The sequence below is a fragment of the Streptomyces sp. JH14 genome, assembly GCF_029428675.1.
In the GTDB taxonomy this organism is placed as follows: domain Bacteria; phylum Actinomycetota; class Actinomycetes; order Streptomycetales; family Streptomycetaceae; genus Streptomyces.
Window position 1 is genome coordinate 3,796,957 of the sequence record NZ_JAJNEL010000001.1, and the last position, 25,032, is coordinate 3,821,988.

Below are 25,032 nucleotides of genomic sequence, written 5' to 3' on the forward strand. Positions count from 1 at the left end.
CGGCCCCTTCCAACCGCAATCGAAAGGACCACCATCATGGCCCAGCACACCCCTGCCCGGACGCGCATCTGCCCGGACTGCGACGGCTTCCCCGCTGTCGCCATCGACACCGGGATGCTCCTCGACGACGGCACCCGCGCCACCCTCCTGATCACCTGTCGTCGCTGCCACGGCACCGGCACCACCAGCACCACCACCCCGGCCCCGGTCACCCTGCGGGAGCACGCGTGACGGACACCGCGACCCTCGCGGGTCTGGACCCGGCCATCCTCGGCGATTTGCTCCGGGTGACCGGGTCCACCGGCTTCGACCGCTGGCGCGACCAGGTCCGCCGCACCGGTGGCTGCGCCAACCCCATCCACCTGTCCGGCTGGACCCTCACCAAGGACAAGACCACCGGCGAGACCCTGCACCGCTACTCCACAGACACCGAACCCGACGGACGACTCCGCGTCGCATGCGGCAACCGCCGCGCCTCCCGCTGCCCGGCCTGCGCCTGGACGTACTCCGCCGACACCTACCACTTGATCCGTGCCGGGCTCGCGGGCGATCAGGACAAGGACGTCCCGGTCACGGTCCGCGATTACCCGCGCGTCTTCGCCACGCTCACCGCCCCGTCCTTCGGCCCGGTCCACAACCGCCCCGACTCCGGCCGCTGCCGCTGCGGTGTCCAGCACCCACCCGAGGACGACGCCCTCGGCACACCGCTCGACCCGACGACGTACGACTACGCCGCTGCCGTGCTCTTCAACAACCACGCCGGGAACCTGTGGCAGCGCTTCACCAACCGCCTCCGCCGCGAGATCGCCGCCCGCGCCGGACTCACCCAACGCGAGCTCAAAGAAACGGCACGGGTCTCGTACGGCAAGGTCGCCGAGTTCCAGAAGCGTGGGGCAGTCCACTTCCATGCCGTCGTACGCCTCGACGGCCCGGACGGGGCCGACAGCCCGCCGCCCTCCTGGGCCTCCGTGCAGCTGCTCAGCGACTCCATCCGGGCGGCCGTCGCGCACTCGTACACGACCATCACCGTCCCTGCCGCCGCCGACCAACCCGCCCGCGAACTCCGCTGGGGCACTCAGCTCGACATACGGCCCATCCGCGCCTTCGACGCCGGCACCGACATCACCGAACAGGCCGTCGCCTCCTACGTCGCCAAGTACGCGACCAAGGCAGCCGAGACGACCGGCACCGTCGACCGCCGCGTCGGCAACCGCGAGGTCCTGGTCCTCCTCGACGTACCCGATCATCCGCGCCGCCTCATCGAAGCCTGCTTCGACCTCGACGCGCTGTACCCGGACCGACGGCTGAGGGCCTGGGCCCACATGCTCGGCTTCCGCGGCCACTTCTCCAGCAAGTCCCGCTGCTACTCGACCACCCTCGGCGCACTCCGCCAGATCCGCGCCGACTATCGCGCCGCCCAGCAGCGCGAAGAGCTCGGCCTACCCGACCCGGACCAGGACCAGGACCCGACCGTCCTCGTCCTCACCGACTGGCAGTACGCCGGGCAGGGCCACTCGCCAGGGGAGTCGATTCTCGCCGCCTCGATCGCCAGGGACCTCCAGCTCAACCGCGAAACCGCTCGCGAAGCCCTGCACGACCAACTTGTCTTGGAAGGAGTCCGGTCATGAGTGACCCGCTGCTGACCGTGGAGCAAGCTGCCGAACGCCTCGGTACCACCGTGCGTTTCCCTCGACGGCTCATCGCCGAACGGCGGATCGCCTTCGTGAAGGTCGGCCGCTATGTGCGGATCGCGGAGAGCGCGCTGTCTGAGTACATCGCGGGCAACACCGTCCAGCCCATACGCCGTCGCCGGTCCCGCTATGGAAGCGCCGCCTGATGGGCAATGCGAAGGGAAGCCGCCGGCGCTTCGGCGCTGTGCGTCAGTACCGGTCCGGTCGCTGGACCGCGAGCTACTTGGGCCCGGACGGGCAAGAGTTCCGCGCACCCGAGACCTTCGAGACCAAGAGGGACGCCGAAGTCTGGTCTTTCGCAGATCGAGGCCGATCTCACGCGCGGGAACTGGCAGGACCCGGACGCCGGGGCGGTGAACTTCAAGGAGTACGTACTCCAGTGGGTGGACGAACGTGGTCTCTCAGCCACCACTGACGAGTTGTACCGGCGACTCTTGCGGCTCCATCTGTTGCCCACCTTCGAGGGCCTGGACCTCGACGAGATCACCGCGCCCCGTGTCCGTACCTGGCGGACCGAGCGGCTCTCGTCCACCGGGGCCGCCACGACCGTGGCCAAGTCGTACCGACTACTCAAGGCGATCATGGAAACCGCGGTCGATGACGAGCTGATCCGCCGCAATCCCTGTCGCATCAGGGGCGCTGGGAAGGAGTCGTCCGCCGAACGCCAGATCGCCACCGTCGACCAGGTCGACGCGCTCGCCGACGCTCTTGGTCCTCGCTGGCGGCTGATGGTCTACCTCGGCGCGTACGGTCCGATGCGGCCTGAGGAACAAGCGGAGCTGCGGCGCAAGGACGTCGACCTGGACGAGATGACCATCCGCGTGCGCATGGCCGCGCCCGAGCTGACCACCGGTCGCCGTGCTCCTGGCGACACCAAGTCGGAAGCGGGCAAGAGGGTCGTGGTTCTGCCGGCCTTTCTGCGGACCGACCTTCGTCGGCATCTCGACTGGTACGCGGAAAAGGAGCCGGACGGACTTCTGTTCGTGGGGGAGAAGGGGAAGCCGTTCCGACGTTCCACCTTCGGGCGGAAGTGGCGCAGTGCTCGCGTGCTCGTCGGTATGCCGGACGGCTTTCGCTTCTACGACCTTCGTCACACCGGACACACCCTGGCGACCAGGTCCGGGGCCACGCTCAAGGACACGATGGTTCGGGCCGGCCAGTCGTCGGAGAAGGCCGCGCTGATCTATCAGCACTCGGATCTTGAGCGACAGCAGGAGGTCGCGAACGGTCTGGACGACCTCGTGCGGTCCGCCCGTAAGAAGGCAGATCAGGGGCCTTCTGGTGCGGATCTGGTGCGGGACCCCTGAAGTGGTCCAGACAACAAAGAAGCCCCCGGCCGTTGGCCTGGGGCTTTTTCATGGAGCGGGTGACGAGAATCGAACTCGCGCTCTGAGCTTGGGAAGCTCATGTTCTACCATTAAACTACACCCGCACGGAGCGCTGGTTGATCAGCGGCTCACCGTCGCACACTCTACCTCATCGCAGGCCCCCGGCGTACGAGCCGGGGGCCTGGTCGTTGTGCCCGGAGGGTGGACACGGGTGCCGCGGGCGGTAGTTGGGGGCGTAGCGTACGCAGTCGGAGTGCCGCCTGGAGCGGCGTCCTGTTCATCCCCTAATGTGGCTTTCTCGTCCACGGTTTGTTGGGGAAGGGACTTGATGGACTCCATGCAGCGCACCGTCGTCCGCTGTGCCGAAGGGCACGTTTTCGCTACCGCTTCGTTCCCGATGCAGCAGCTCGGGACCGATCGGATCGGTCCGGGGCGGCTTATCCGCTGTCCGCGCTGCGCCCGGTTGCGGCATGCCGTTCCCGTGGTGTTCGAGCAGCGGTAGAGGCGGCGGCAGACGGTCGTGGCAGGCGCGCGGGTGCGGTCCGGTTGGGGCGGGCCCGCGCGTTCTGCGTATCCTCGGGGCGTGCTTCTCTCAGACAAGGACATCCGGGCCGAGATCGACGCCGGGCGGGTCCGCATTGATCCGTTCGAACCGTCGATGGTGCAGCCCTCGAGCATCGACGTGCGGCTCGACCGCTACTTCCGGGTGTTCGAGAACCACCGCTATCCACACATCGACCCAGCCGTCGAGCAGGCGGACCTGACCCGCATGGTCGAGCCGGACGGGGACGAGGCGTTCATCCTGCACCCCGGTGAATTCGTTCTCGCCTCGACGTACGAGGTCATCTCGCTGCCCGACGATCTTGCGTCGCGGCTGGAGGGCAAGAGTTCGCTCGGCCGGCTCGGGCTGGTGACGCATTCGACGGCCGGGTTCATCGATCCCGGGTTCTCCGGGCATGTGACCCTCGAGCTGTCGAATCTCGCGACGCTGCCGATCAAGCTGTGGCCGGGGATGAAGATCGGCCAGCTGTGCATGTTCCGGCTGAGTTCGCCGTCGGAGTTCCCGTACGGCTCCGAGCGGTACGGGTCGCGCTACCAGGGGCAGCGCGGGCCGACGGCCTCGCGCTCCTTCATGAACTTCCACCGGACTCAGGTGTGATGCGGGACCATGAATGACGTACGGGAGAACCTGACGTACGAGGGGTTCGGCCATGCGGTGCGCGAACTCGCGCAGGCCGTGGCCGACGACGGGTACGAGCCGGATGTGGTGCTGAGCATCGCGCGCGGTGGCGTTTTTGTCGCGGGCGGGCTGGCGTACGCGCTGGACTGCAAGAACATCCACCTCGTGAACGTGGAGTTCTATACCGGGGTGGGGACGACGCTGGAGATGCCGGTCATGCTGGCACCCGTTCCGAATGCGATCGATTTCTCGGACAAGAAGGTTCTGATCGCCGACGACGTCGCCGACACCGGGAAGACGCTGAAGCTGGTCCGCGATTTCTGCATCGATCACGTCGCCGAGGTGCGCAGCGCGGTCATCTACGAGAAGTCGCACTCGCTCGTGAAGTGCGAGTACGTGTGGAAGAAGACCGATCGCTGGATCAACTTCCCGTGGAGTGTGGAGAAGCCCGTGGTGCGGCGCAGTGGGCAGGTTCTCGACGCCTGAGGGCCGAGCGCGTGGATGTGCAGAACCCCCGGTGCCGTGGCGCCGGGGGTTCTCTGGTGCGTGCGGGTGTCAGATCGTGCCGAGCTTGATGATCGACAGCAGTGCGATCAGCTGGATCGCGGACGCGCCCAGCGCCTTTGGCCACGGCAGGTCGTGCGACTTGCTCACCATGGAGGTGAAGAGCGCGGCCGAGGCCAGCCAGGTCGCCCAGCCGAGGAGCTGGACCAGAGTGTTCTCGCCGCCGAGGAACAGCGCGAAGACCAGCCGGGGGGCGTCCGTGATCGACATGATCAGCATGGAAAGGCCTACGGTCGGCTGCCAGGCGCCGTCGCCGCCGAGCTGGCGGGCGAGAGTGTGGGTGACCGCGCCGAGGACCAGGCCGCCGATGACGAAGCCGATGCCCGTGAAGACGACGTACGGGACGGCGGTGGAGATCGTCGCGTGGATCGCGTCGTCGCGGGCCTGGTCGAAGCCGAAGAGCGCCAGCAGTCCGTAGAGGAACGTGATGATGAGCGCCGGACCCCAGACGGGGTGGTCGCGCATCTGCCAGAACGTCGGACCGGGGCGCAGCACTATGCCGCTCAGCAGTTGCTTCCAGTGCAGGCGGGGGCCTGCGGGCTGGGCGGGCACCTGGCCGGCGCGGTAAGTGTTGCCGTCGCCGTACGGGTCCTCGTCGATGCTGAACGCCTGGGTGTGACCCGGGTTGTTGGCGTACGGGTCGCCCTGGTGGGGGTACTGGGGGTGCTGCGGCTGGTGGTACGGGTGCGGGTCGCCGAAGTATTCGGGCTCGCCGTGTGCGCCGCCGTAGCCGCTGTTGCCCTGATGCGTGCCGGGCCGGCCCGCTGCGTACGGGGCGCCGTTGCCTCCCGTCGGCGGCCATGGCTGCTGACCGTACGGCGGCGGTGGTGCCTGTGTGCCGTACGGCTGCTGCCGCGCTTGCTGTTGTCCTTGCTGCGGGGTGCGGTTGTCCCGGCCGCGTCCGATCCTGAATCCAGCCACGTAATCGAACGTACCTGCTCCGAGCGTGTGCGGTGGGAGAGCCGGGGGAACCGGGGCGCCTTTGCGGCCGAGCTGTGACATCCCTTAGGGGGAGTTGGGGGCGCGCCCCCAGGGGAGCCCTCAGGGGGCACGGGGTGGTCTTGGAACGATGCCGAACGGTGCGGGCTCCGGGGCCGTCCCGGATACGGCGTCCCGTACGGCGGAAGCGGCCGGTCCTGCCCCCGAGGCAGGTCCGGCCGCTTCCGTCGCACGATGGCCCGGGTTACTTCACCGGCTCGGGCTCCGGTGCGTCCGCCGGCTCAGGTTCGCCCGCCGGGTCCGCCGGGGTCTTCACCGAGTCGAGCAGCAGCTGCGATACGTCGACCACCTGGACCGACTCTTTCGCCTTGCCGTCGTTCTTCTTGCCGTTGACCGAGTCGGTCAGCATGACGAGGCAGAACGGGCAGGCGGTGGAGACGATGTCCGGGTTGAGGGAGAGGGCCTCGTCGACGCGCTCGTTGTTGATGCGCTTGCCGATCCGCTCCTCCATCCACATCCGGGCACCACCGGCGCCGCAGCAGAAGCCGCGCTCCTTGTGGCGGTGCATCTCCTCGTTCCGCAGCCCCGGCACCTTCGCGATGATCTCGCGCGGCGGCGTGTAGATCTTGTTGTGCCGGCCCAGGTAGCACGGGTCGTGGTACGTGATCAGGCCCTCGACCGGGGTCACCGGGATCAGCTTGCCCTCGTCCACCAGGTGCTGGAGCAGCTGCGTGTGGTGGATGACCTCGTACTCGCCGCCGAGCTGCGGGTACTCGTTCGCGATGGTGTTGAAGCAGTGCGGGCAGGTCGCGACGATCTTCTTCGACGACTTCGGCTTCTTCGTCGTCTCGTCCTCGTCGTCCTCGCCGAACGCCATGTTCAGCATCGCGACGTTCTCCTGGCCGAGCTGCTGGAACAGCGGCTCGTTGCCCAGGCGGCGGGCGGAGTCACCCGTGCACTTCTCGTCGCCGCCCATGATCGCGAACTTGACGCCCGCGATGTGGAGGAGCTCCGCGAAGGCCTTCGTGGTCTTCTTCGCCCGGTCCTCCAGGGCACCCGCGCAGCCGACCCAGTACAGGTAGTCGATCTCCGAGAGGTCCTCGACGTCCTTGCCGACGATCGGGACCTCGAAGTCGACCTCCTTGGTCCACTCGACGCGCTGCTTCTTGGCGAGCCCCCAGGGGTTGCCCTTCTTCTCCAGGTTCTTGAGCATCGTGCCCGCCTCGGACGGGAACGCGGACTCGATCATCACCTGGTAGCGGCGCATGTCGACGATGTGGTCGATGTGCTCGATGTCGACCGGGCACTGCTCCACGCACGCACCACAGGTGGTGCAGGACCAGAGCACGTCCGGGTCGATGACGCCGTTCTCCTCGACCGTGCCGATCAGCGGGCGCTCGGCCTCGGCGAGCGCGGCGGCGGGGACGTCCTTCAGCTGCTCCTCGGTCGCCTTCTCGTTGCCCTCCATGTCCTTGCCGCCGCCGGCGAGCAGGTAGGGGGCCTTGGCGTGCGCGTGGTCGCGCAGCGACATGATCAGGAGCTTCGGGGAGAGCGGCTTGCCGGTGTTCCAGGCGGGGCACTGCGACTGGCAGCGACCGCACTCGGTGCACGTGGAGAAGTCGAGGATGCCCTTCCAGGAGAACTGCTCGACCTGGGAGACGCCGAAGACGTCGTCCTCGCCCGGGTCCTCGAAGTCGATCTCCTTGCCGCCGGACGTCATCGGCTGCAGCGCGCCGAGCGCGACCGCGCCGTCCGCGTTCCGCTTGAACCAGATGTTCGGGAAGCCGAGGAAGCGGTGCCAGGCGACACCCATGTTGGTGTTGAGCGAGACCGTGATCATCCAGATCAGCGAGGTGCCGATCTTGATCATCGCGGTGAAGTAGATGAGGTTCTGGAGTGCGCCGAGGCCGAGCCCCTTGAAGGCGAGGACCAGGGGGTACGAGACGAAGTACGCGGCCTCGTAGCCCTCTACGTGGTGGATCGCGCCCTCGAGACCGCGCAGGGTCAGGATCGCGAGGCCGATGACGAGGATGACGTACTCGACGAAGTACGCCTGCCAGGCCTTGGAGCCCGCGAAACGGGACTTGCGGCCGGCGCGCGAGGGCAGGTTCAGCAGCCGGATGGCGATCAGCACGAGGATGCCGACCGTCGTCATCAGGCCGATGAACTCGATGTAGAGCTCGAACGGCAGCCATTCTCCGATGATCGGCAGCACCCAGTCGGCCTTGAAGAGCTGTCCGTACGCCTGGAGCAGCGTCGGCGGCAGCGTCAGGAAGCCGATGGCGACGAACCAGTGCGCGAAGCCGACGATCCCCCACCGGTTCATCCGGGTGTGGCCGAGGAACTCCTTGACCAGGGTGATCGTGCGCTGCTTCGGATTGTCGGTGCGGCTGCCTGCCGGGACCGGCTGTCCGAGTGTGACGAACCGGTAGATCTGCGCGACGGCTCGGGCGATGAGCGCAACGCCGACCACAGTCAGCACCAGCGACACGATGATCGCGGCGAGTTGCATTTGGGGGCTCCTCGGGCCTGCGAGGTGGGATCCAGCACTTATGGGATCCGGTACGGACGGTGCGTGCCGGACTACAAGCGATTACTAAGCAGTAACTTAATCAGTCTGTGCTGACACTATCCACTTATTCCGCCGCGCTGTAGCCGCGCAGCCGGTGATCTGTGTCGCTCAGGTGTGCCTTGCTGCGGCGGGTGACCCCGCGGAACGCGGCACGCAGGGGCAGGCGTACGGCTTCCGTCAGGATGGCCAGGTCGAGTCCCAGCCAGTGGTGCTCGGCGTAGTGCTGGTCGAGCAGGGCCGGTTCGTCCCACGGCATTCCGGAGCGGGAGCGGACCTGGGCCAGGCCGGTCAGGCCGGGTCTCAGTTCCTGCCGCCAGTGTGGCGCGGTGATCCCGGCCCGGGCGCGGTCCGCCGCGCCGGTCCGCTCGTCGTCGTCCTGCGGGGTGAGCGGTTCCGGTCCCACCAGGGAGAGTTCTCCGCGTACGACATGGGGCAGCCGGGAGAGCAGGTCCAGCCGGAGCCGGCGGGTGCGCAGGGTGCGCATCACGAAGGGCCGGCCGCCCAGGCCGATCCGCACGGAGCGGGTCAGTGCGCCGCCGGGGGGCTGCTGCAGGGTGAGTGCGACGGCCCCTGCGGCGAGCAGGGGGGCGGCCAGGGCGAGCAGGACCGAGCCGAGGACCAGATCCAGCGCCCGCTTGGCCGTCATCTTCGTCTGCATCGTTCACACCTGCCGGGTTGGACGAATCGAGTGCCGGTTTTGTGCATCTCGCGGCATTTTGTGACAGAACGATCCCATGCGGAGATGATGAAGCGGGGCGTGTTGGGCCGGTCGGGTCGATGGGTGTCACCCGTGATCGTCAACAGGTGTCATCTCTGTTTGTCGCATATGTACCCCACTCAACTCGGACAAAACCGCAGGTGGCGCCAAGTGTGTGCACGATAGTTGAGTCGATGCCACTCAGGTCTGTTGACTCCGAGGCTGCCGTCATGCATCCTTGAGCCAGATCCACTCAAGTAGTCATGTTGGAGGAATTGAAATGGCACGTGCGGTCGGCATCGACCTGGGCACGACTAACTCCGTCGTCAGCGTTCTGGAAGGCGGCGAGCCCACCGTCATCACCAACGCCGAAGGCGCCAGGACCACGCCGTCCGTCGTCGCCTTCGCGAAGAACGGCGAGGTGCTGGTCGGCGAGGTCGCCAAGCGCCAGGCTGTGACCAACGTCGACAGGACCATCCGGTCGGTCAAGCGCCACATGGGCACCGACTGGAAGATCGACCTCGACGGCAAGAGCTTCAACCCGCAGCAGATGAGCGCCTTCATCCTGCAGAAGCTGAAGCGCGACGCCGAGGCGTACCTGGGCGAGAAGGTCACCGACGCGGTGATCACCGTCCCGGCGTACTTCAACGACTCCGAGCGTCAGGCGACGAAGGAGGCCGGCGAGATCGCGGGCCTGAACGTCCTGCGTATCGTCAACGAGCCGACGGCCGCCGCGCTGGCGTACGGGCTCGACAAGGACGACCAGACGATTCTCGTCTTCGACCTCGGTGGCGGCACCTTCGACGTGTCGCTCCTGGAGATCGGCGACGGTGTCGTCGAGGTGAAGGCCACCAACGGTGACAACCACCTCGGTGGTGACGACTGGGACCAGCGCGTCGTCGACTACCTGGTGAAGCAGTTCGCCAACGGTCACGGTGTGGACCTGTCCAAGGACAAGATGGCTCTTCAGCGTCTGCGCGAGGCCGCGGAGAAGGCGAAGATCGAGCTGTCCTCCTCGACGGAGACCACGATCAACCTGCCGTACATCACGGCGTCCGCCGAGGGCCCGCTGCACCTGGACGAGAAGCTCACGCGCGCCCAGTTCCAGCAGCTCACCGCGGACCTTCTGGACCGCTGCAAGAACCCGTTCCACAACGTCATCAAGGACGCGGGCATCCAGCTCTCCGAGATCGACCACGTCGTTCTCGTCGGTGGCTCGACCCGTATGCCGGCTGTCGCCGAGCTCGTCAAGGAGCTGACCGGTGGCCAGGAGGCCAACAAGGGTGTGAACCCGGACGAGGTCGTCGCCATCGGCGCCTCGCTCCAGGCCGGTGTCCTCAAGGGCGAGGTCAAGGACGTTCTGCTCCTCGACGTCACCCCGCTGTCCCTCGGTATCGAGACCAAGGGCGGCATCATGACGAAGCTCATCGAGCGCAACACGACGATCCCGACCAAGCGGTCCGAGATCTTCACGACGGCCGAGGACAACCAGCCGTCGGTGCAGATCCAGGTCTACCAGGGCGAGCGCGAGATCGCGGCGTACAACAAGAAGCTCGGCATGTTCGAGCTGACCGGTCTGCCGCCGGCCCCGCGCGGTGTCCCGCAGATCGAGGTCGCGTTCGACATCGACGCCAACGGCATCATGCACGTCGCCGCCAAGGACCTCGGCACCGGCAAGGAGCAGAAGATGACCGTCACCGGCGGCTCCTCGCTGCCGAAGGACGAGGTCAACCGGATGCGTGAGGAGGCCGAGCAGTACGCGGAGGAGGACCACCGCCGCCGCGAGGCCGCCGAGTCGCGCAACCAGGGCGAGCAGCTCGTCTACCAGACGGAGAAGTTCCTCAAGGACAACGAGGACAAGGTCCCCGGCGACGTGAAGACGGAGGTGGAGGCCGCGCTCACCGAGCTGAAGGAGAAGCTCAAGGGCGAGGACACCGCCGAGATCCGTACCGCCACCGAGAAGGTCGCGGCCGTCTCCCAGAAGCTGGGCCAGGCGATGTACGCCAACGCGCAGGCCGAGGGTGGCCCGCAGGGTGACCCGCAGCCCGGTCAGGCGCACGCCGACGCCGCCGACGACGTCGTCGACGCCGAGATCGTGGACGACGAGCGGGACGCCAAGGGCGGTGCGATGTGACCGAGGAGACTCCGGGCTTCGAGGAGAAGCCTGACGTCCCCTCCGGCGCCACCCCTGACGGAGCTGAGCCGAAGGACGCCGCCCCCTCTTCGGAGGAGGGGGCGTCCCCGGCCGGGGACGCAGCACAGACAGTCGGTCTCACCGCCCAGCTGGACCAGGTCCGCACCGCGCTCGCCGAGCGCACCGGCGACCTCCAGCGGCTGCAGGCCGAGTACCAGAACTACCGCCGCCGCGTCGAGCGGGACCGGGTCACGGTCAAGGAGATCGCTGTCGCGGGAATCCTGTCCGAGCTCCTGCCCGTGCTCGACGACGTCGGTCGCGCCAGGGAGCACGGCGAGCTCGTGGGCGGGTTCAAGTCGGTGGCCGAGTCGCTCGAGACGATCGTCGCCAAGCTGGGCCTGCAGCAGTTCGGCAAGGAGGGCGAGCCCTTCGACCCGACGGTCCACGAGGCCCTGATGCACTCGTACGCGCCGGACGTCACCGAGACGACCTGCGTGGCGATCCTCCAGCCGGGGTATCGGATCGGCGACCGCACCATCCGCCCCGCGCGGGTGGCGGTGGCCGAGCCCCAGCCGGGCGCGGCCCCCGCGGCGGCGAAGGAAGAGAAGACCGACGACGAGGAGAGCGGTGGCACCGAGGAGGTCTGACATTTCGTCCGACCACCGCGGGGCCCACCGCCTGCCCCGGCGACCGGCCCTCGGGCCGGTCGCCCGGCAGATCGTCCGGAAGGAGGGACGTCGATGAGCACGAAGGACTTCGTCGAGAAGGACTACTACAAGGTCCTCGGCGTCCCCAAGGACGCCACCGACGCCGAGATCAAGAAGGCGTACCGCAAGCTCGCCCGGGAGTTCCACCCGGACGCCAACAAGGGCGACGACAAGGCGGAGGAGCGCTTCAAGGAGATCTCCGAGGCCAATGACATCCTCGGCGACTCCAAGAAGCGCAAGGAGTACGACGAGGCGCGCGCCCTCTTCGGCAACGGCGGCTTCAGGGCCGGTCCCGGTGGCGCGGGAGGCAACTTCAACTTCGACCTGGGCGACCTCTTCGGTGGCGCCCAGGGCGGCGGCGCCGGCGGTCCCGGTGGGTTCGGCGGCGGCGGTCTCGGCGACGTCTTCGGCGGCCTGTTCAACCGGGGCGGCGGCGCGGGCACCCGCGTGCAGCCGCGCCGCGGCCAGGACATCGAGTCCGAGGTGACGCTCAGTTTCACCGAGGCGGTCGACGGGGCCACGGTCCCGCTGCGGATGTCCAGCCAGGCGCCCTGCAAGGCGTGTTCGGGCACCGGCGACAAGAACGGCACCCCGAGGGTCTGCCCGACCTGCGTCGGCACCGGACAGGTGTCGCGCGGCAGCGGCGGCGGATTCTCGCTCACCGATCCCTGCGTGGACTGCAAGGGCCGGGGCCTCATCGCCCAGGACCCGTGCGATGTCTGCAAGGGCAGCGGGCGGGCGCGTTCCTCGCGCACCATGCAGGTCAGGATTCCGGCGGGCGTCTCCAACGGCCAGCGGATCCGGCTGCGCGGCAAGGGCGCCCCGGGCGAGCGAGGCGGTCCGGCCGGCGATCTGTACGTCGTCGTCCACGTCGACGCCCACCCGGTCTTCGGACGCAGGGACGACAACCTCACGGTCACCGTGCCCGTCACCTTCGTGGAGGCGGCACTCGGCGGCGAGGTGAAGGTCCCCACGCTCGGTGGCCCCCCGGTCACCCTGAAGCTGCCGGCCGGCACGCCGAACGGGCGCACGATGCGCGCCCGGGGCAAGGGCGCGGTGCGCAAGGACGGCACCCGGGGCGACCTGCTGGTCACCGTCGAGGTGGCCGTGCCGAAGGACCTGGGACCCGAGGCGCAGGACGCGCTGGAGGCCTACCGGAAGGCGACCGCGGGGGAGGACCCGCGGGCGGAGCTGTTCCAGGCTGCGAAGGGAGCTTGAGGTGGACGGCCGTCGACGCAATCCGTACGAACTGACCGATGACTCACCGGTGTACGTGATCTCGATCGCGGCCCAGCTCTCGGGCCTGCATCCGCAGACGCTGCGCCAGTACGACCGCCTCGGCCTGGTCTCCCCGGACCGCACGGCCGGCCGCGGCCGCCGCTACTCTGCCCGCGACATCGAGCTGCTGCGCACCGTGCAGCAGCTGTCGCAGGACGAGGGCATCAACCTGGCGGGCATCAAGCGCATCATCGAACTGGAGAACCAGGTGGCCGCGCTCCAGCAGCGCGTCGCCGAGCTCTCCTCGGCGCTGGACGGCGCCGCGGTGGCGATGCAGCAGCGCGAGGCGCAGGTGCATGCGTCGTACCGGCGCGATCTGGTGCCGTATCAGGATGTGCAGCAGACCAGCGCGTTGGTGGTCTGGCGGCCGAAGAAGCCCAAGGAATAGGCGCGTTCGCGGCGTATGGATGAACGGTCGAGGCCCGTCACCCGGAAGGAAACGGGTGGCGGGCCTCCGTCGTGCGGGCGGTTCCTTCGCTCGCGACTGCGGGAACGAGAGTGCCGGCGCGCACGAGATGACCGCGGCGATACTCCGCCGACGGCCTTCCGGAGTCGCGAGATCCGGTCCGGCCGACGTGACCGGCGGGATCTCCTCCCTCGCCCCCGGGCCGGTTCAGGAGCCGACGGGTGTCTGCCCGCGCGGAGCCGGGTCGTCCTGGTCGACGAGGCCCGACTGGATGATGAGCGCGCCGAGGTGGGTCCGGCTGGACGCGTGGAGCGTCTGCATGAGCTTGGCGATGTGGGACCGGCAGGTGCGGATGCTGATCCCGAGCTTGCGGGCGACGGTGTCGTCGACGTGCCCCTCGACGAGGAGCCGCGCGATGCTGAGCTGCACGGCGGTGGCGGGGGCGCCGGGGGAGGCCTGGTGCAGGTTCTCCTCGATGGGGATGGCCTGGGCCCACAGCGCCTCGTACACCTGGACCAGATAGCGGACCAGGGCCGGGTGGCGGATCTCCAGGGCGACGTCGCGCTCGGGGGTGGCGGGGATGAAGGCGACCGCTCGGTCGAAGATGAGCAGCCGCTCGATGGTCTGCTCGATGGTGCGGACCTGGAGGCGGTCCGCGGGGACCTGGGCCAGGTAGTGCTTGAGGTGGGGGCTGTAGCGGGCAGGGTGCTGGTAGAGATGGCGCAGCCGAGCCCCGCTGCTGATGGCCGGCTGCACGGTGCGCAGGGCCTGCTGCATCGTTCTGAGGGGCCGGGTGCCGCCTGGCTGTGCCGTCAGGATCTCGTCCCTCGCCAGGTGGGTGGCATCCATGACGGCCGTGTTGATGAGCGGCTTTCCCTCGATGACGGTGATGGCGAGGTTGGGGTCCTCGCTGGCGACCGACGTCAGGGGGGCCAGTGAGTCCGCAAGGGCCGCGGTGAGCCGTATCCGTTCGTGGATCTCGCGTGTGACGGGCTGCAGCAGATGCGCGAGGGCCGCGGACGGGGGCACGGGGCGCATCCACGCGCCGTCCCGGGGGTCGGGGTGGACCAGCGCCATGTCGATGAGGCACGGGGCGGGTGCGAGGTCGGCGCGGGCGATCCGGCCCTTGCGGAGCGCCTCGGTGTAGAGCCGGATCCCGGATTCGCACAGCTCAAGTGCGCCGTGCGAATGCCCGGGTTGCTCCTCGTCTCTACCCATTCGGGATCCCCTACTTTTGTGCACTGCAGCAAGATGACGGTGGTGGGAAGCCTAGCCACAGGGAGAGTGTTGTCCCCGCTGGGTGGTGAACTCCCCCCGTGCAAGGGGGCGTGGCTGCTGTCCCCTTGTCGCCGCCACCACGCACCGGCCTGGGAGGAGGGCGGAGAGTGCGTCAGCGGTCCTGTTCCAGGAGTCCTGACCGGGCTATCAAGTAGCCGAGCTGGGCGCGGCTGTTGCTGCCGAGGATGGCGGACAGTTTGGCCACGTGCGCACGGCACGTACGGACGTTCATGCCGAGGCGACGGGCGATCGCCTCGTCGACATGGCCCTCGACGAGGAGTTGGGCGATGGAGCGCTGAACACCACTGATGCCTTTGGGAGCCGGGTCGTAGTGAAGCTCCTCGAGGAGCGGGGAGGCGCGGTTCCAGAGCTGCTCGAAGACCTTGACCAGGTAGTCGACCAGCCCGGGGTGGCGAAGCTCCAGCGCGATCTGGTCGTCGTTCTGGGCCGGAATGAAGGCGACGGTCCGGTCGAACACGATCAGGCGCTCGATGAGTTCCTCGAGTGTGCGGATCTCCACCTTGCCCTCGGCCATGCGCTCCGCGTAGGCGAGTGTGCCCTGGCTGTGCCGGACGGTGTGCTGGTAGAGGGTGCGCATGCCGACGCCGCGGTCGACCACCGACAGGCCTCGTTCCAGCCCTTCTCTGAGGCGGTCCTCGCCCCGGTCGCCCCCCGGCTGGACGGTGAGGACCTCGACGCGGCACTCCGCGGTGGCGAGATCGAGCGCCGCGTTGATCCGATTGCTTCCCTCGAGCACCGTGATGGCATGGGTGATGGGCGAATCCTGGGCGCTGATGTCCATGAACGGCTCGAACGAATCGGTCAGTTCGACGGAGCGCCGTCTGCGTTCCTGGATTTCGCGTTCCAGGGGATGCAGGCGTTGTGCCAGCGCGGCGGACGGGGGAACCGGGCGGAGCCACGCGGGGTCGTCGGGGTCGGGATGGAGAAGGGCGAAGTCCATCAGGCAGGGCGCCGGCGCCACCTCGGAACGCAATATCCGCCCGGAGCGCAGCGCACTGGCGTAGAGGTGCCTTCCCACTTCGCATAGTTCGGTGATCCCGTGAGGATGTGTCTGTTTTGTATCGATTGTCGCCATATCTCCACCCCCCAGGTTCCTGAACATGCAGGAACATGATGCATCTACCCGGTGGTGTTTGTGTGCCCAGGTGAGACATCGTCTTTGGTGCGGGGGAGAGGAATCCACAAGTGAGGACGAAGCCGACTATGTACAAGCGAATGCTTCGCTCGGCGCTTGCCGCCACATTCGTCGTGGCCCTGGGCTATGGCGCGCTGGCCAGCGATGAGATCAGTTGGAGCGCGGAGGCGGCAGGCCCGCCCGGCGAGATCAGCTGGAGCGTTGAGGCCGATGGCGCACCCGGTGAGATCAGCTGGTCCGCGCCGGCCGGCACTCCTGGTGAGATCAGCTGGTCCGCGCCGGCCGGCACTCCCGGTGAGATCAGCTGGTCCACGCCGGCCGACGCCGGCGCATGACCATCCCGCCGGACGACCGGGTGTTCCGACGCGAAATGGCTTCGGCCTACCGCTCAGGGTGGCACTTCATCGATCTGCTCACGGCCCTCCCCCGCCATGGCGATTCGTTGATGGTCACCCTGCTTGGAGAGCCCATCGTCGTCGTCCTGGAGGACGACGACGAGGTTCGCGCCTACCGGTGTCTCCGTCGTCCCCGGGGGGCGCCGCGCCCCGTCCGTTGTGCCATCCGGTACGGAATGATCTTCGTCAATCTCGATCAGCGGGACCACCAGCTGATCGAACCCGAAACCATCACCGCCACCCCCCGCAGTGCCTGAGCGATCCCCCGTCGTTCCATGTCGCTCAGACACTCCCCCACACAGCGGCGCCACCGTGACCTGAACGCGGTGGCGCCGCTGTGCTGCTCGGGTCAGGCCGTGCGGACCGGTGCGCCCCGGCCCAGTGCCCGGTCGAGGGCGATCTCGATGACGACCCGGTCCGGATTGGGCGCCGGGGTGCGTTCGTAGCGCTCCGCGTAGCGGCGTACCGCGTCGGCGACCACGTCCTGCTCCGTACGGACCGTCGCGAGGCCCTCCAGCGTCGCCCAGCGGCCCCGGTCCACCTGGCAGACCGCCACCCGTGCCCCGCCCGGGCCGGCGGCCAGGACGTGGGCGACCTTTCTGCTGCTCTTGTTGGTGATGATGCGCGCGAGCCCCGCCTCGGGGTCGTACGTCACGCCGACCGGCACCACGTGCGGGGTGCCGTCGGGGCGCAGGGTGGTCAGGGTGCACACGTGGTACTCGCGCCAGAAGGCGAGGTACTCGGGGCTGGGGTTGCGTACGTCTACGGCCATGGGCAAAGGGTAGGCAGCCCCGCCCGGTCTGCGGTGGCGGAGGGGTTCTCCGGCCGGTTCACTCGGAGCATGGGCGGGATTGCGCACCGGCTGCCGTCCGGCAGCGGTTTCTGCCGGAGAATTCCGTGGGAGTCTCGACTTGAGTGGAATAGACTCAACTTTGTGGACGTTGACTGAGTCATTGTCGTGAAGACCATGGACGGACCAGCCACCGCAAGGAGGAGAGAGCAGACGTGGACGCCGAGCTGACCAACAAGAGCCGGGACGCCATCAACGCGGCCACCAACAGGGCCGTGAAGGACGGGCACGCCGATCTGACCCCGGGGCATCTTCTCCTCGCTCTCCTGGAGGGCGAGGACAACGAGAACATCACCGACCTGCTGGCCGCCGTCGACGCCGACCAGGTCGCCGTACGGGCCGAGACCGACCGGCTGCTCGCGTCGCTGCCCAGCGTCACCGGCGCGACCGTCGCCCCGCCGCAGCCCAACCGTGAGCTGCTCGCGGTCATCTCCGACGCCGCGCAGCGCGCGAAGGAGCTCGGCGACGACTACCTCTCCACCGAGCACCTGCTGATCGCCATCGCCGCCGTGGGCGGCCGCGCCGGTGAGATCCTGACCCGGCAGGGGGCCGGCGCCAAGAAGCTGCTGGACGCATTCGAGAAGAGCAGGGGAGGGCGCCGGGTGACCACACCCGACCCGGAGGGTCAGTACAAGGCCCTGGAGAAGTTCGGCACCGACTTCACGGCCGCCGCCAGGGAGGGCAAGCTCGACCCCGTCATCGGACGTGACCAGGAGATCCGGCGCGTCGTGCAGGTCCTGTCGCGGCGGACGAAGAACAACCCCGTGCTCATCGGTGAGCCCGGCGTCGGCAAGACGGCCGTCGTCGAAGGTCTCGCCCAGCGCATCGTCAAGGGCGATGTGCCGGAGAGCCTGCGCAACAAGCGGCTGGTCTCGCTGGACCTCGGGGCGATGGTCGCCGGGGCCAAGTACCGCGGCGAGTTCGAGGAACGGCTGAAGAGCGTCCTCTCCGAGATCAAGGAGAGCGACGGGCAGATCGTCACGTTCATCGACGAGCTGCACACCGTCGTGGGCGCCGGCGCCGGCGGCGACTCCGCCATGGACGCCGGCAACATGCTCAAGCCCATGCTGGCCCGTGGAGAGCTGCGGATGGTCGGCGCGACCACGCTCGACGAGTACCGCGAGAGGATCGAGAAGGACCCCGCCCTGGAGCGCCGCTTCCAGCAGGTCCTGGTCGCCGAACCGTCCGTCGAGGACACCATCGCGATCCTCCGCGGGCTCAAGGGACGGTACGAGGCGCACCACAAGGTGCAGATCGCGGACTCCGCGCTGGTTGCCGCCGCGACCCTGTCCGACCGCTACATCACCTCCCGCTTCCTCCCCGACAAGGCGATCGACCTGGTCGACGAGGCGGCGTCCCGGCTGCGCATGGAGATCGACTCCTCGCCCGTCGAGATCGACGAACTGCAGCGCGCCGTCGACCGCCTCCACATGGAGGAGCTGGCGCTGAAGAACGAGACCGACGCGGGTTCCGTCCAGCGTCTGGAGAAGCTCCGCCGCGACCTCGCCGACAAGGAGGAGGAGCTGCGCGGTCTCACCGCCCGCTGGGAGAAGGAGAAGCAGGGCCTCAACCGCGTTGGTGAGCTGAAGGAACGCCTCGACGACCTGCGCGGGCAGGCCGAACGTGCCCAGCGCGACGGCGACTTCGACACCGCCTCCAAGCTGCTGTACGGAGAGATTCCGGGCCTGGAGCGGGAGCTGGCGGAGGCGGACGAGGCCGAGCAGGAGGCCGCCAAGGACACCATGGTCAAGGACGAGGTCGGCCCGGACGACATCGCCGACGTCGTCGGTGCCTGGACCGGCATCCCGGCCGGACGGCTGCTGGAGGGCGAGACCCAGAAGCTGCTGCGCATGGAGGAGGAGCTGGGCCGGCGGCTGATCGGCCAGACCGAGGCCGTCCGTGCGGTGTCGGACGCGGTCCGCCGCACCAGGGCCGGTATCGCCGACCCGGACCGGCCCACCGGATCGTTCCTCTTCCTCGGTCCGACCGGTGTCGGCAAGACGGAGCTGGCGAAGGCACTCGCCGACTTCCTGTTCGACGACGAACGGGCCATGGTCCGCATCGACATGAGCGAGTACAGCGAGAAGCACAGCGTCGCCCGGCTGGTCGGCGCGCCCCCCGGCTATGTGGGGTACGAGGAGGGTGGCCAGCTCACGGAGGCGATCCGCCGCCGCCCGTACAGCGTCGTCCTGCTCGACGAGGTGGAGAAGGCCCATCCGGAGGTCTTCGACATCCTGCTCCAGGTGCTCGACGACGGGCGGCTCACCGACGGCCAGGGCCGGACGGTGGACTTCCGCAACACCATCCTGATCCTGACGTCGAACCTCGGCAGCCAGTTCCTGATGGACCCGCTGACCAAGCCGGAGGAGAAGAAGCAGCAGGTGCTGGAGGTCGTACGCGCCTCCTTCAAGCCGGAGTTCCTCAACCGGCTCGACGACCTGGTGGTGTTCTCGGCACTCTCCGGCGACGAGCTCGCGCACATCGCGGCGCTCCAGATCGACCGGCTCGCCAAGCGGCTGGCCGACCGGCGGCTCACCCTCGACGTCACCCCGGCCGCGCTGGCCTGGCTGGCGAAGGAGGGCAACGACCCGGCGTACGGGGCGCGGCCGCTGCGCCGCCTGATCCAGACGGCGATCGGCGACCGGCTCGCGAAGGAGATCCTCGCGGGCGAGGTCACCGACGGGGACACCGTGCGGGTGGACACGTTCGGGGACGGCGAGGAGGCTGGTCTGATCGTGGGGGCTGTCAGGTGACGGGCCGGGCGGCCGGGGCCCGGGTGGGCCTCGGCCTCGGCCGCCGGCTCGGCCCCGTACGGGGCCGAAGGGCACCAGGGCGGAGGGCCGGGTGACGACGAGCGCGGGCGGCGCCGGGACGCCCGACAGCAGACGGATTCTGCCCCGGTCGGGTGTTCCGTCCCCGGCACGCGCTTCCGGCCGGCTCCCCGGAACCCTCCCCGACGGCCGAATCGTGTCAGCCGGTAGCTGATCTGCCCGGTTGGGGGTTGCCATCCCCTGCCCGCCATGGGAGAGGATGGCGGCAACCGTACGAAGGGAAATTCACGGTGAGCATCGACCCGTCCTCGATTCCGAATTTCGGGGGCCAGCCCGAACCGCAGGCGGCAGGACCGGAGGGCCCCGTCGTCCCTGACCAGGACCTCGTCAAGCAGCTCCTCGAGCAGATGGAGCTGAAGTACGTCGTCGACGACGAGGGCGACCTCGCGGCGCCGTGGGAAGAGTTCCGCACGTACTTCATGTTCCGTGGCGAGGACGAGCAGCAGGTCTTCTCGGTCCGTACGTTCTACGACCGCCCCCACGCCATGGACCAGCGCCCGGTCCTCCTCGACGCGATCGACGACTGGAACCGCCGCACTCTGTGGCCCAAGGTCTACACGCACACCCATGAGGCCGAGGAGGGCAGCGGGGAGACCGAGGCCTCGGTCCGTCTGATCGGTGAGGCGCAGATGCTCATCGGTACGGGCGTCAGCCTGGAGCACTTCGTCTCGTCGACGGTCAGCTGGGTGCGGGCCTCGATCGAGTTCGACAGGTGGCTGCTGGAGCGTCTGGGCCTCGAGCCGGCCGAGCGGAAGTCGGACGGCGAGGGCGACGCGGCGCCGAGCGCCTGATGCAGGGCGTCTGACCGGCGCGACTGCGGCGAGAGTGGCCGCGGATGCGCCGATCGGGCGAGCGACGGCCCGGGCGGGACGGTGGTCATCACGACCGACGTCCCGCCCGGGCTTCTGCCGTTGCGGTCGGCCTTCCGGGACACGGGGACGGCCCGCCGGGACGAACCGGCGAGCCGTCACAAACGTTCGAGGTCGCAGGACCTGGGAGTGACGCGACGCCGGCTACGGGCAGCGGATGACCAGTCCGGCGTAGGACAGGCCGCCGCCGAAACCGAAGAGCAGGACGGGTGAGCCGCTCTTGACCTCGCCCCGCTCGATCAGCTTGGACAGCGCGAGCGGGATGCTTGCGGCGGACGTGTTGCCCGACTCCACCACATCGCGGGCCACGACGGCGTTCACGGCGCCGATCTTGCGCGCGAGGGGCTCGATGATCCGGAGGTTGGCCTGGTGCAGCACCACGGCACCCAGGTCCTCCGGTGTGATCCCGGCCCTGTTGCATGCCTGCACCGCCAGCTTGGGCAGCGCCGTCGTCGCCCAGCGATAGACCGCCTGGCCTTCCTGGGCGAAGGTGTGCGTCGGAGCCTCGATGCGCACGGTGTGTCCCATGGTGGGGACCGAACCCCAGACGACCGGGCTGACCTCCGGCTCGTCGGACGCCGTGAGCACGGCCGCACCTGCGCCGTCGCCGATCAGCACGCATGTGCTGCGGTCGTTCCAGTCGGTGAAGTCGCTCAGCTTCTCCACACCGATGACCAGCGCCTTGGTGGCGGACCCTCCCCTGATGCACTGGTCCGCCAGGGCCAGGGCATGGGGGAACCCCGAGCACGCCGTGTTGACGTCGATGGCGGCGGGCGAGCCGGCGCCCACCGCCGCTGCGACGCGGGCCGCCATGTTCGGTGAGCGGTCGACCGCGGTGCAGGTGGCCACCACGACCTGATCGATATCCGCGCCGGTGAGCCCGGCCCGGTCCAGCGCATTCTCCGCCGCCTTCGCGGCCATGTCCTGCACCGATTCACTGTCCGTGGCGAGATGCCTGGTCCTGATGCCCACCCGGCTCTGGATCCACTCATCGCTGGTATCGACCATGTGTGCCAGATCGGCGTTCGTCAGTACCTTTAAAGGCTGGTGATGACCGAAGGAAAGTACGCGGGACCCAATCAACGGGAAATCTCCTGGACGTGAGGATGCAAGGGTTTCAGAAACGGGCGGAGGCGCCTGCGGGGTACTCCCGCATCGGCGTGATCCCTCCGCCCCTCATTATTATGCAGGGGGCTGCTCTTTCCAGAGAGGGTGCGTGGGCGAGGACCGCGTGCTGCAGGCTTCTCAACTGGGGCGTCGGTTCGACCCCGAGATCGTCCATCAGAAGGGACCGAATATGGTCGTACGCCGCCAGGGCATCCGCGGCGCGACCGCTTCGGTAGAGCGCCACCATCAGGTACCCGTAAAGGCTCTCTCGCGTAGAGTATTCATCGATGAGGGAGTGTATCTCCTCGATGATGGTCTTGTGATTACCGATTTCCAGTTCTAATTCAATGCGCTGTTCGCAGGCGTGGGCGCGCCGTTCGTCCAGCCGCCGGCCCAGCGTTTCAAAAATGGGGAGTTCTCGCAGATCATCGAGCGCGCGGCCCCGCCACAGCGAAATCGCGTCGGCCAGGTGTTCCGCCGCCTCGACAGCGTCTCCGAGAGCGTGCGCTTCCCGGGACTTCGTCACCATGCCCTCGAACTCCGCGAGATCCAGTGAGTAGCCGCAGAGATTCAGGCGGTACCCGGGAGGCTGGGTCACGATGAGCGATGTGCCGTCGAGGCCGATACTCGCCAGGTGCTTGCGCAGCTTGGAGACGTAGACATGCAGTGCGGTGGAGGCCGTCCGAGGCGGCTCGCCCGGCCACAGGGCCTCGATGAGTCGGCCGGCGTGAACGGTCTGCCCTTTGCTGACGCACAGATAGCCGAGGACCGCCCGGAGCTTCTTCGCCTTCGGAGTGGCTTGATTGTCTGATGCGGTTCCAATGGCCACAGGGCCCAGTACTCGGAAATCCATTGACTCCCCCTGTCAATTGGACAGCGAACAGGAGGGCCGACATCCCGCAAATCGGTTGCTCAGCACTCCCGGTACATTTGCTGCTGCCTGTGGCGGGCAACTCCCCCCGGAGTTGCCCTCTCGGAAAGGATCGAGTAGATCACGATCCGTGTCAAGCAGCGTTCAGGACATGAGAAATGCTGGCGAGTATCCACTTTCTCCCACTGCTGCGGGTGTGTGTTGAACGACGGAAACAGGCCGTATTCGGCCCGAGTCGACCCGAGTGGGTGCGGTTCGGTGCAGGACGGGGCCGTCCGTGCTCCTGGGCAGCTGGCCGGAACCCGTATGCGGGGGAGTGCGGCCGCTCCGGCCCGCACGTGGTGGCCGGCTTCCCTGCCCGGTGGCCGTCCACGGCTGTGTCATACCGACCGTAATACGGCTTTTCGTGCGTTCTGCGGTTTGATTAACCAGACTTAAGCCGGATTTTAGCCCGTTCCTGTAGCGTCCTCCCAATCGCGCGCCGAATGATTATCGGCGGGAGCGGAATTCGTATTCTGTCCGCTGTTGTTCTCGGTGGGGGTGTGGGGCTCGTGATTGTTCGCAGGGCTTTGCGGGCCATCTGCTCCGTGTTGATGTGGGTGGTTTTCCGGCCCAAGGTTTCCGGTCGGGGTCATATTCCGGGTGATGGGCCGTTCATTATTGCGGCAAACCATCTCTCGTTCTGCGACCACATATTCATCCAGCTGGCGACCCGGCGCCCGATTTATTTTATCGGAAAAGCCGAACGGTTGACCGGAAAAGGGTTCCGCGGCTTCGTGAACCGCACGTTCTTCACTGCGATCGGCATCATCCCGGTCGTTCGCGACGGAGGGCCGGGCGGCGTCGCGGCACTCGACACGGCGCATGGCGTGCTGGAGCGGGGGGACGGCTTCGGTATCCACCCGGAGGGGACGCGCTCTCCCGACGGGCAGGTCTACAAGGGGCGTACCGGCGTGGGCTGGCTGGCGATGGCGACGGCCGCGCCGGTCATTCCGTGCGGTCTGGCCGGCACGGAACGGGTGCAGCCCGCAGGCAAGCTGATGCTGCGTCCGCGCAGGTTCCGGATGCACTTCGGTGCCCCCATGCACTTTCCGGAGCATGCGGGCCTGCATGGCAGCGCCAAGGCGCGCCGAGAGGTCACCGACGCGGTCATGCGTGAGGTCCAGCGGCTCTCCGGCCTCGCGTACGTGCCCCGCTATGCCACCAGCGTCAAGGCGTGACTGATCTCTGTTCCGACGGTTGCCCGACCCCGTTGCCAAGGGAGACGTATGTTCCACCAGATCCAGGAACGGCTGCATGATCCGGTAGTTTTCGCGCTTCCTGCCATCGCCCTGCTCATAGCGGTCGAACTGCTGGCGCTGCGCTTCGGTACGGACGGCGACGAGGTGAAGCGCTACGATCCGCGCGACCACCGCGCGAGCATCCTCACCGGCCTGGGCGCCCTCGTCGTCACCACGCTGCTCAAGGCCGGATCGCTCGCCCTGTACGCATACATCCACGCGTACCTGTCGCCGTGGCACCTGCCGGCGAACACCTGGTTCACCTGGCTCCTCGTCTTCGTCGGCGTCGACCTGACCATCTACGGATACCACCGGATGGCGCACCGGGTGCGTGTCATGTGGGCCGGCCACCAGGTGCACCACTCCAGTGAGTACCTCAATGTGTCCACCGCCCTGCGGCGCAAGTGGGCGCAGTGGTTCGAGAAGCTCATCTGGATCCCCATGGTGTTCCTGGGCATTCCGCCGGTCATGATCTTCACGATGCAGTCCCTGCACCTCATCTACGGCCTGTGGGTGCACACGGAGAAGATCGGGAAGCTGCCGCGGGCCATCGAGTTCGTCCTGGTGACGCCGTCGCACCACCGCGTGCACCACGGAAGTGACCCGGAGTACCTGGACAAGAACTACGGCAGCATCCTGATCATCTGGGACCGCCTCCTTCGCACCTTCCAGCCGGAGACCAAGCGCCCGACGTACGGCCTCACGAAGCAGATCGACAGCTTCAGCATGAAGACCATCCAGCTGCACGAGTTCGCGGCGATGTTCCGCGACATCCGTGGTGCCCGTGGATGGCGCGACCGTCTGGGGTACGTCTTCGGCCCGCCCGGCTGGCACCCGGAGGCGGACCGGCCCACGCCGACCGGATCGACGACCGCCGTGCCGCAGACGAACTGAGAGGA

Annotated in this window: 23 protein-coding genes, 1 tRNA gene and 1 pseudogene; 16 read left to right on the top strand and 9 right to left on the bottom strand. The window is 68.0% G+C overall.

Annotated features, from left to right (window positions below; genetic code table 11):
- The first annotated feature begins 36 nt into the window (after window positions 1-36).
- The 4 genes and pseudogenes from LRD69_RS17130 to LRD69_RS17145 all read left to right on the top strand — a co-directional run bounded on the left by LRD69_RS17130 (window position 37) and on the right by LRD69_RS17145 (window position 2,998).
- Window positions 37-231, top strand: a complete 195-nt coding sequence (locus tag LRD69_RS17130) for a hypothetical protein (protein ID WP_277327443.1) — start codon at window positions 37-39, stop codon at window positions 229-231.
- Complete coding sequence (gene repSA, locus LRD69_RS17135) at window positions 228-1,628, top strand: replication initiator protein RepSA (protein WP_277327444.1); 1,401 nt, start codon at window positions 228-230, stop codon at window positions 1,626-1,628. Before LRD69_RS17130 ends, repSA begins: the two co-directional genes overlap by 4 nt.
- Complete coding sequence (locus tag LRD69_RS17140) at window positions 1,625-1,837, top strand: excisionase family DNA-binding protein (protein ID WP_277327445.1); 213 nt, start codon at window positions 1,625-1,627, stop codon at window positions 1,835-1,837. Before repSA ends, LRD69_RS17140 begins: the two co-directional genes overlap by 4 nt.
- A pseudogene (locus tag LRD69_RS17145) lies at window positions 1,837-2,998 on the top strand (tyrosine-type recombinase/integrase). Before LRD69_RS17140 ends, LRD69_RS17145 begins: the two are co-directional and overlap by 1 nt.
- A gap of 51 nt (window positions 2,999-3,049) precedes the next feature.
- Here LRD69_RS17145 and LRD69_RS17150 read toward each other — a convergent pair.
- Window positions 3,050-3,123 (bottom strand) — tRNA-Gly (locus LRD69_RS17150).
- Window positions 3,124-3,602: 479 nt separating this feature from the next.
- Here LRD69_RS17150 and dcd point away from each other — a divergent pair.
- The gene (gene dcd, locus LRD69_RS17155; RefSeq protein WP_277327446.1) at window positions 3,603-4,178 is read left to right on the top strand and encodes a dCTP deaminase; all 576 of its coding nucleotides are present in this window, start codon (window positions 3,603-3,605) and stop codon (window positions 4,176-4,178) included.
- A 9-nt stretch (window positions 4,179-4,187) separates the two neighbouring features.
- Window positions 4,188-4,685: a phosphoribosyltransferase gene (locus tag LRD69_RS17160; RefSeq protein ID WP_277327447.1), complete on the top strand. Its 498-nt coding sequence runs from the start codon at window positions 4,188-4,190 to the stop codon at window positions 4,683-4,685.
- Window positions 4,686-4,754: 69 nt separating this feature from the next.
- Here the strand turns inward: LRD69_RS17160 and LRD69_RS17165 are convergent, their stop codons facing one another.
- From LRD69_RS17165 to LRD69_RS17175, 3 genes are all read right to left on the bottom strand, one after another.
- Window positions 4,755-5,684, bottom strand: coding sequence for a YIP1 family protein (locus LRD69_RS17165; RefSeq protein ID WP_277327448.1), 930 nt, complete (start codon window positions 5,682-5,684; stop codon window positions 4,755-4,757).
- Between the two features lie 262 nt (window positions 5,685-5,946).
- Window positions 5,947-8,214 carry a (Fe-S)-binding protein gene (locus LRD69_RS17170; protein WP_277327449.1) on the bottom strand — a complete coding sequence of 756 codons (2,268 nt, stop codon included), beginning with the start codon at window positions 8,212-8,214 and terminating at the stop codon, window positions 5,947-5,949.
- 124 nt (window positions 8,215-8,338) lie between these two features.
- Complete coding sequence (locus LRD69_RS17175) at window positions 8,339-8,932, bottom strand: sugar transferase (protein ID WP_277327450.1); 594 nt, start codon at window positions 8,930-8,932, stop codon at window positions 8,339-8,341.
- Window positions 8,933-9,251: 319 nt separating this feature from the next.
- Here LRD69_RS17175 and dnaK point away from each other — a divergent pair, with 319 nt between their 5' ends.
- From dnaK to LRD69_RS17195, 4 genes are all read left to right on the top strand, one after another.
- Complete coding sequence (gene dnaK, locus LRD69_RS17180; protein WP_277327451.1) at window positions 9,252-11,105, top strand: molecular chaperone DnaK; 1,854 nt, start codon at window positions 9,252-9,254, stop codon at window positions 11,103-11,105.
- Window positions 11,102-11,752, top strand: a complete 651-nt coding sequence (grpE, locus tag LRD69_RS17185; RefSeq protein ID WP_277327452.1) for a nucleotide exchange factor GrpE — start codon at window positions 11,102-11,104, stop codon at window positions 11,750-11,752. The genes dnaK and grpE overlap by 4 nt, the downstream gene beginning before the upstream one ends.
- Window positions 11,753-11,845: 93 nt before the next feature.
- Window positions 11,846-13,030, top strand: coding sequence for a molecular chaperone DnaJ (gene dnaJ / locus LRD69_RS17190; protein ID WP_277327453.1), 1,185 nt, complete (start codon window positions 11,846-11,848; stop codon window positions 13,028-13,030).
- 1 nt (window position 13,031) lies between these two features.
- Complete coding sequence (locus LRD69_RS17195) at window positions 13,032-13,478, top strand: helix-turn-helix domain-containing protein (protein WP_277327454.1); 447 nt, start codon at window positions 13,032-13,034, stop codon at window positions 13,476-13,478.
- 225 nt (window positions 13,479-13,703) lie between these two features.
- Here LRD69_RS17195 and LRD69_RS17200 read toward each other — a convergent pair whose 3' ends face one another.
- Window positions 13,704-14,714, bottom strand: a complete 1,011-nt coding sequence (locus LRD69_RS17200) for a helix-turn-helix transcriptional regulator (protein WP_277327455.1) — start codon at window positions 14,712-14,714, stop codon at window positions 13,704-13,706.
- Between the two features lie 172 nt (window positions 14,715-14,886).
- Window positions 14,887-15,897, bottom strand: a complete 1,011-nt coding sequence (locus tag LRD69_RS17205; protein ID WP_277327456.1) for a helix-turn-helix transcriptional regulator — start codon at window positions 15,895-15,897, stop codon at window positions 14,887-14,889.
- Between the two features lie 101 nt (window positions 15,898-15,998).
- Here LRD69_RS17205 and LRD69_RS17210 point away from each other — a divergent pair, with 101 nt between their 5' ends.
- Both LRD69_RS17210 and LRD69_RS17215 read left to right on the top strand, forming a co-directional pair.
- Window positions 15,999-16,265 (top strand): hypothetical protein, encoded by a 267-nt coding sequence (locus tag LRD69_RS17210; RefSeq protein WP_277327457.1) that lies wholly within the window; start codon window positions 15,999-16,001, stop codon window positions 16,263-16,265.
- Entirely contained in the window at window positions 16,262-16,582 is a 321-nt protein-coding gene (locus LRD69_RS17215) for a (2Fe-2S)-binding protein (RefSeq protein WP_277327458.1), read from the top strand. The genes LRD69_RS17210 and LRD69_RS17215 overlap by 4 nt, the downstream gene beginning before the upstream one ends.
- A 92-nt stretch (window positions 16,583-16,674) precedes the next feature.
- Here LRD69_RS17215 and LRD69_RS17220 read toward each other — a convergent pair whose 3' ends face one another.
- Complete coding sequence (locus LRD69_RS17220; protein WP_277327459.1) at window positions 16,675-17,097, bottom strand: TIGR03618 family F420-dependent PPOX class oxidoreductase; 423 nt, start codon at window positions 17,095-17,097, stop codon at window positions 16,675-16,677.
- Window positions 17,098-17,330: 233 nt separating this feature from the next.
- On the opposite strand from LRD69_RS17220, the gene clpB reads away from it, so the two are divergent.
- Together clpB and LRD69_RS17230 are read left to right on the top strand one after the other, a co-directional pair.
- Window positions 17,331-19,928: an ATP-dependent chaperone ClpB gene (gene clpB, locus LRD69_RS17225; protein WP_277327460.1), complete on the top strand. Its 2,598-nt coding sequence runs from the start codon at window positions 17,331-17,333 to the stop codon at window positions 19,926-19,928.
- Window positions 19,929-20,236: 308 nt separating this feature from the next.
- A complete protein-coding gene (locus tag LRD69_RS17230; RefSeq protein ID WP_277327461.1) occupies window positions 20,237-20,797 on the top strand; it encodes a YbjN domain-containing protein in 561 nt (186 codons plus the stop codon).
- Between the two features lie 222 nt (window positions 20,798-21,019).
- Here LRD69_RS17230 and LRD69_RS17235 read toward each other — a convergent pair whose 3' ends face one another.
- A complete protein-coding gene (locus LRD69_RS17235) occupies window positions 21,020-21,958 on the bottom strand; it encodes a beta-ketoacyl-ACP synthase III (protein ID WP_277327462.1) in 939 nt (312 codons plus the stop codon).
- A gap of 34 nt (window positions 21,959-21,992) precedes the next feature.
- On the bottom strand, window positions 21,993-22,811 hold the full coding sequence (locus tag LRD69_RS17240) for an AfsR/SARP family transcriptional regulator (protein WP_277327463.1): 819 nt from the start codon (window positions 22,809-22,811) through the stop codon (window positions 21,993-21,995).
- Between the two features lie 527 nt (window positions 22,812-23,338).
- Between LRD69_RS17240 and LRD69_RS17245 the strand changes: the two genes are divergently transcribed.
- Together LRD69_RS17245 and LRD69_RS17250 are read left to right on the top strand one after the other, a co-directional pair.
- Window positions 23,339-24,073, top strand: coding sequence for a lysophospholipid acyltransferase family protein (locus LRD69_RS17245; protein ID WP_277327464.1), 735 nt, complete (start codon window positions 23,339-23,341; stop codon window positions 24,071-24,073).
- A 48-nt stretch (window positions 24,074-24,121) separates the two neighbouring features.
- A complete protein-coding gene (locus LRD69_RS17250; RefSeq protein WP_277327465.1) occupies window positions 24,122-25,027 on the top strand; it encodes a sterol desaturase family protein in 906 nt (301 codons plus the stop codon).
- Window positions 25,028-25,032: the final 5 nt, after the last annotated feature.

What these genes read in the sequence shown, in the direction of transcription:
- LRD69_RS17130 (WP_277327443.1), top strand. Translation starts at nt 37, where the DNA reads ATGGCCCAGCACACCCCTGCCCGGACGCGCATCTGCCCGGACTGCGAC.
- LRD69_RS17140 (WP_277327445.1), top strand. Translation starts at nt 1,625, where the DNA reads ATGAGTGACCCGCTGCTGACCGTGGAGCAAGCTGCCGAACGCCTCGGT.
- LRD69_RS17160 (WP_277327447.1), top strand. Translation starts at nt 4,188, where the DNA reads ATGAATGACGTACGGGAGAACCTGACGTACGAGGGGTTCGGCCATGCG.
- LRD69_RS17170 (WP_277327449.1), bottom strand. Translation starts at nt 8,214, where the DNA reads ATGCAACTCGCCGCGATCATCGTGTCGCTGGTGCTGACTGTGGTCGGC.
- LRD69_RS17175 (WP_277327450.1), bottom strand. Translation starts at nt 8,932, where the DNA reads ATGCAGACGAAGATGACGGCCAAGCGGGCGCTGGATCTGGTCCTCGGC.
- dnaK (WP_277327451.1), top strand. Translation starts at nt 9,252, where the DNA reads ATGGCACGTGCGGTCGGCATCGACCTGGGCACGACTAACTCCGTCGTC.
- dnaJ (WP_277327453.1), top strand. Translation starts at nt 11,846, where the DNA reads ATGAGCACGAAGGACTTCGTCGAGAAGGACTACTACAAGGTCCTCGGC.
- LRD69_RS17200 (WP_277327455.1), bottom strand. Translation starts at nt 14,714, where the DNA reads ATGGGTAGAGACGAGGAGCAACCCGGGCATTCGCACGGCGCACTTGAG.
- LRD69_RS17205 (WP_277327456.1), bottom strand. Translation starts at nt 15,897, where the DNA reads ATGTTCAGGAACCTGGGGGGTGGAGATATGGCGACAATCGATACAAAA.
- LRD69_RS17210 (WP_277327457.1), top strand. Translation starts at nt 15,999, where the DNA reads ATGTACAAGCGAATGCTTCGCTCGGCGCTTGCCGCCACATTCGTCGTG.
- LRD69_RS17215 (WP_277327458.1), top strand. Translation starts at nt 16,262, where the DNA reads ATGACCATCCCGCCGGACGACCGGGTGTTCCGACGCGAAATGGCTTCG.
- LRD69_RS17220 (WP_277327459.1), bottom strand. Translation starts at nt 17,097, where the DNA reads ATGGCCGTAGACGTACGCAACCCCAGCCCCGAGTACCTCGCCTTCTGG.
- LRD69_RS17245 (WP_277327464.1), top strand. Translation starts at nt 23,339, where the DNA reads ATGATTATCGGCGGGAGCGGAATTCGTATTCTGTCCGCTGTTGTTCTC.
- LRD69_RS17250 (WP_277327465.1), top strand. Translation starts at nt 24,122, where the DNA reads ATGTTCCACCAGATCCAGGAACGGCTGCATGATCCGGTAGTTTTCGCG.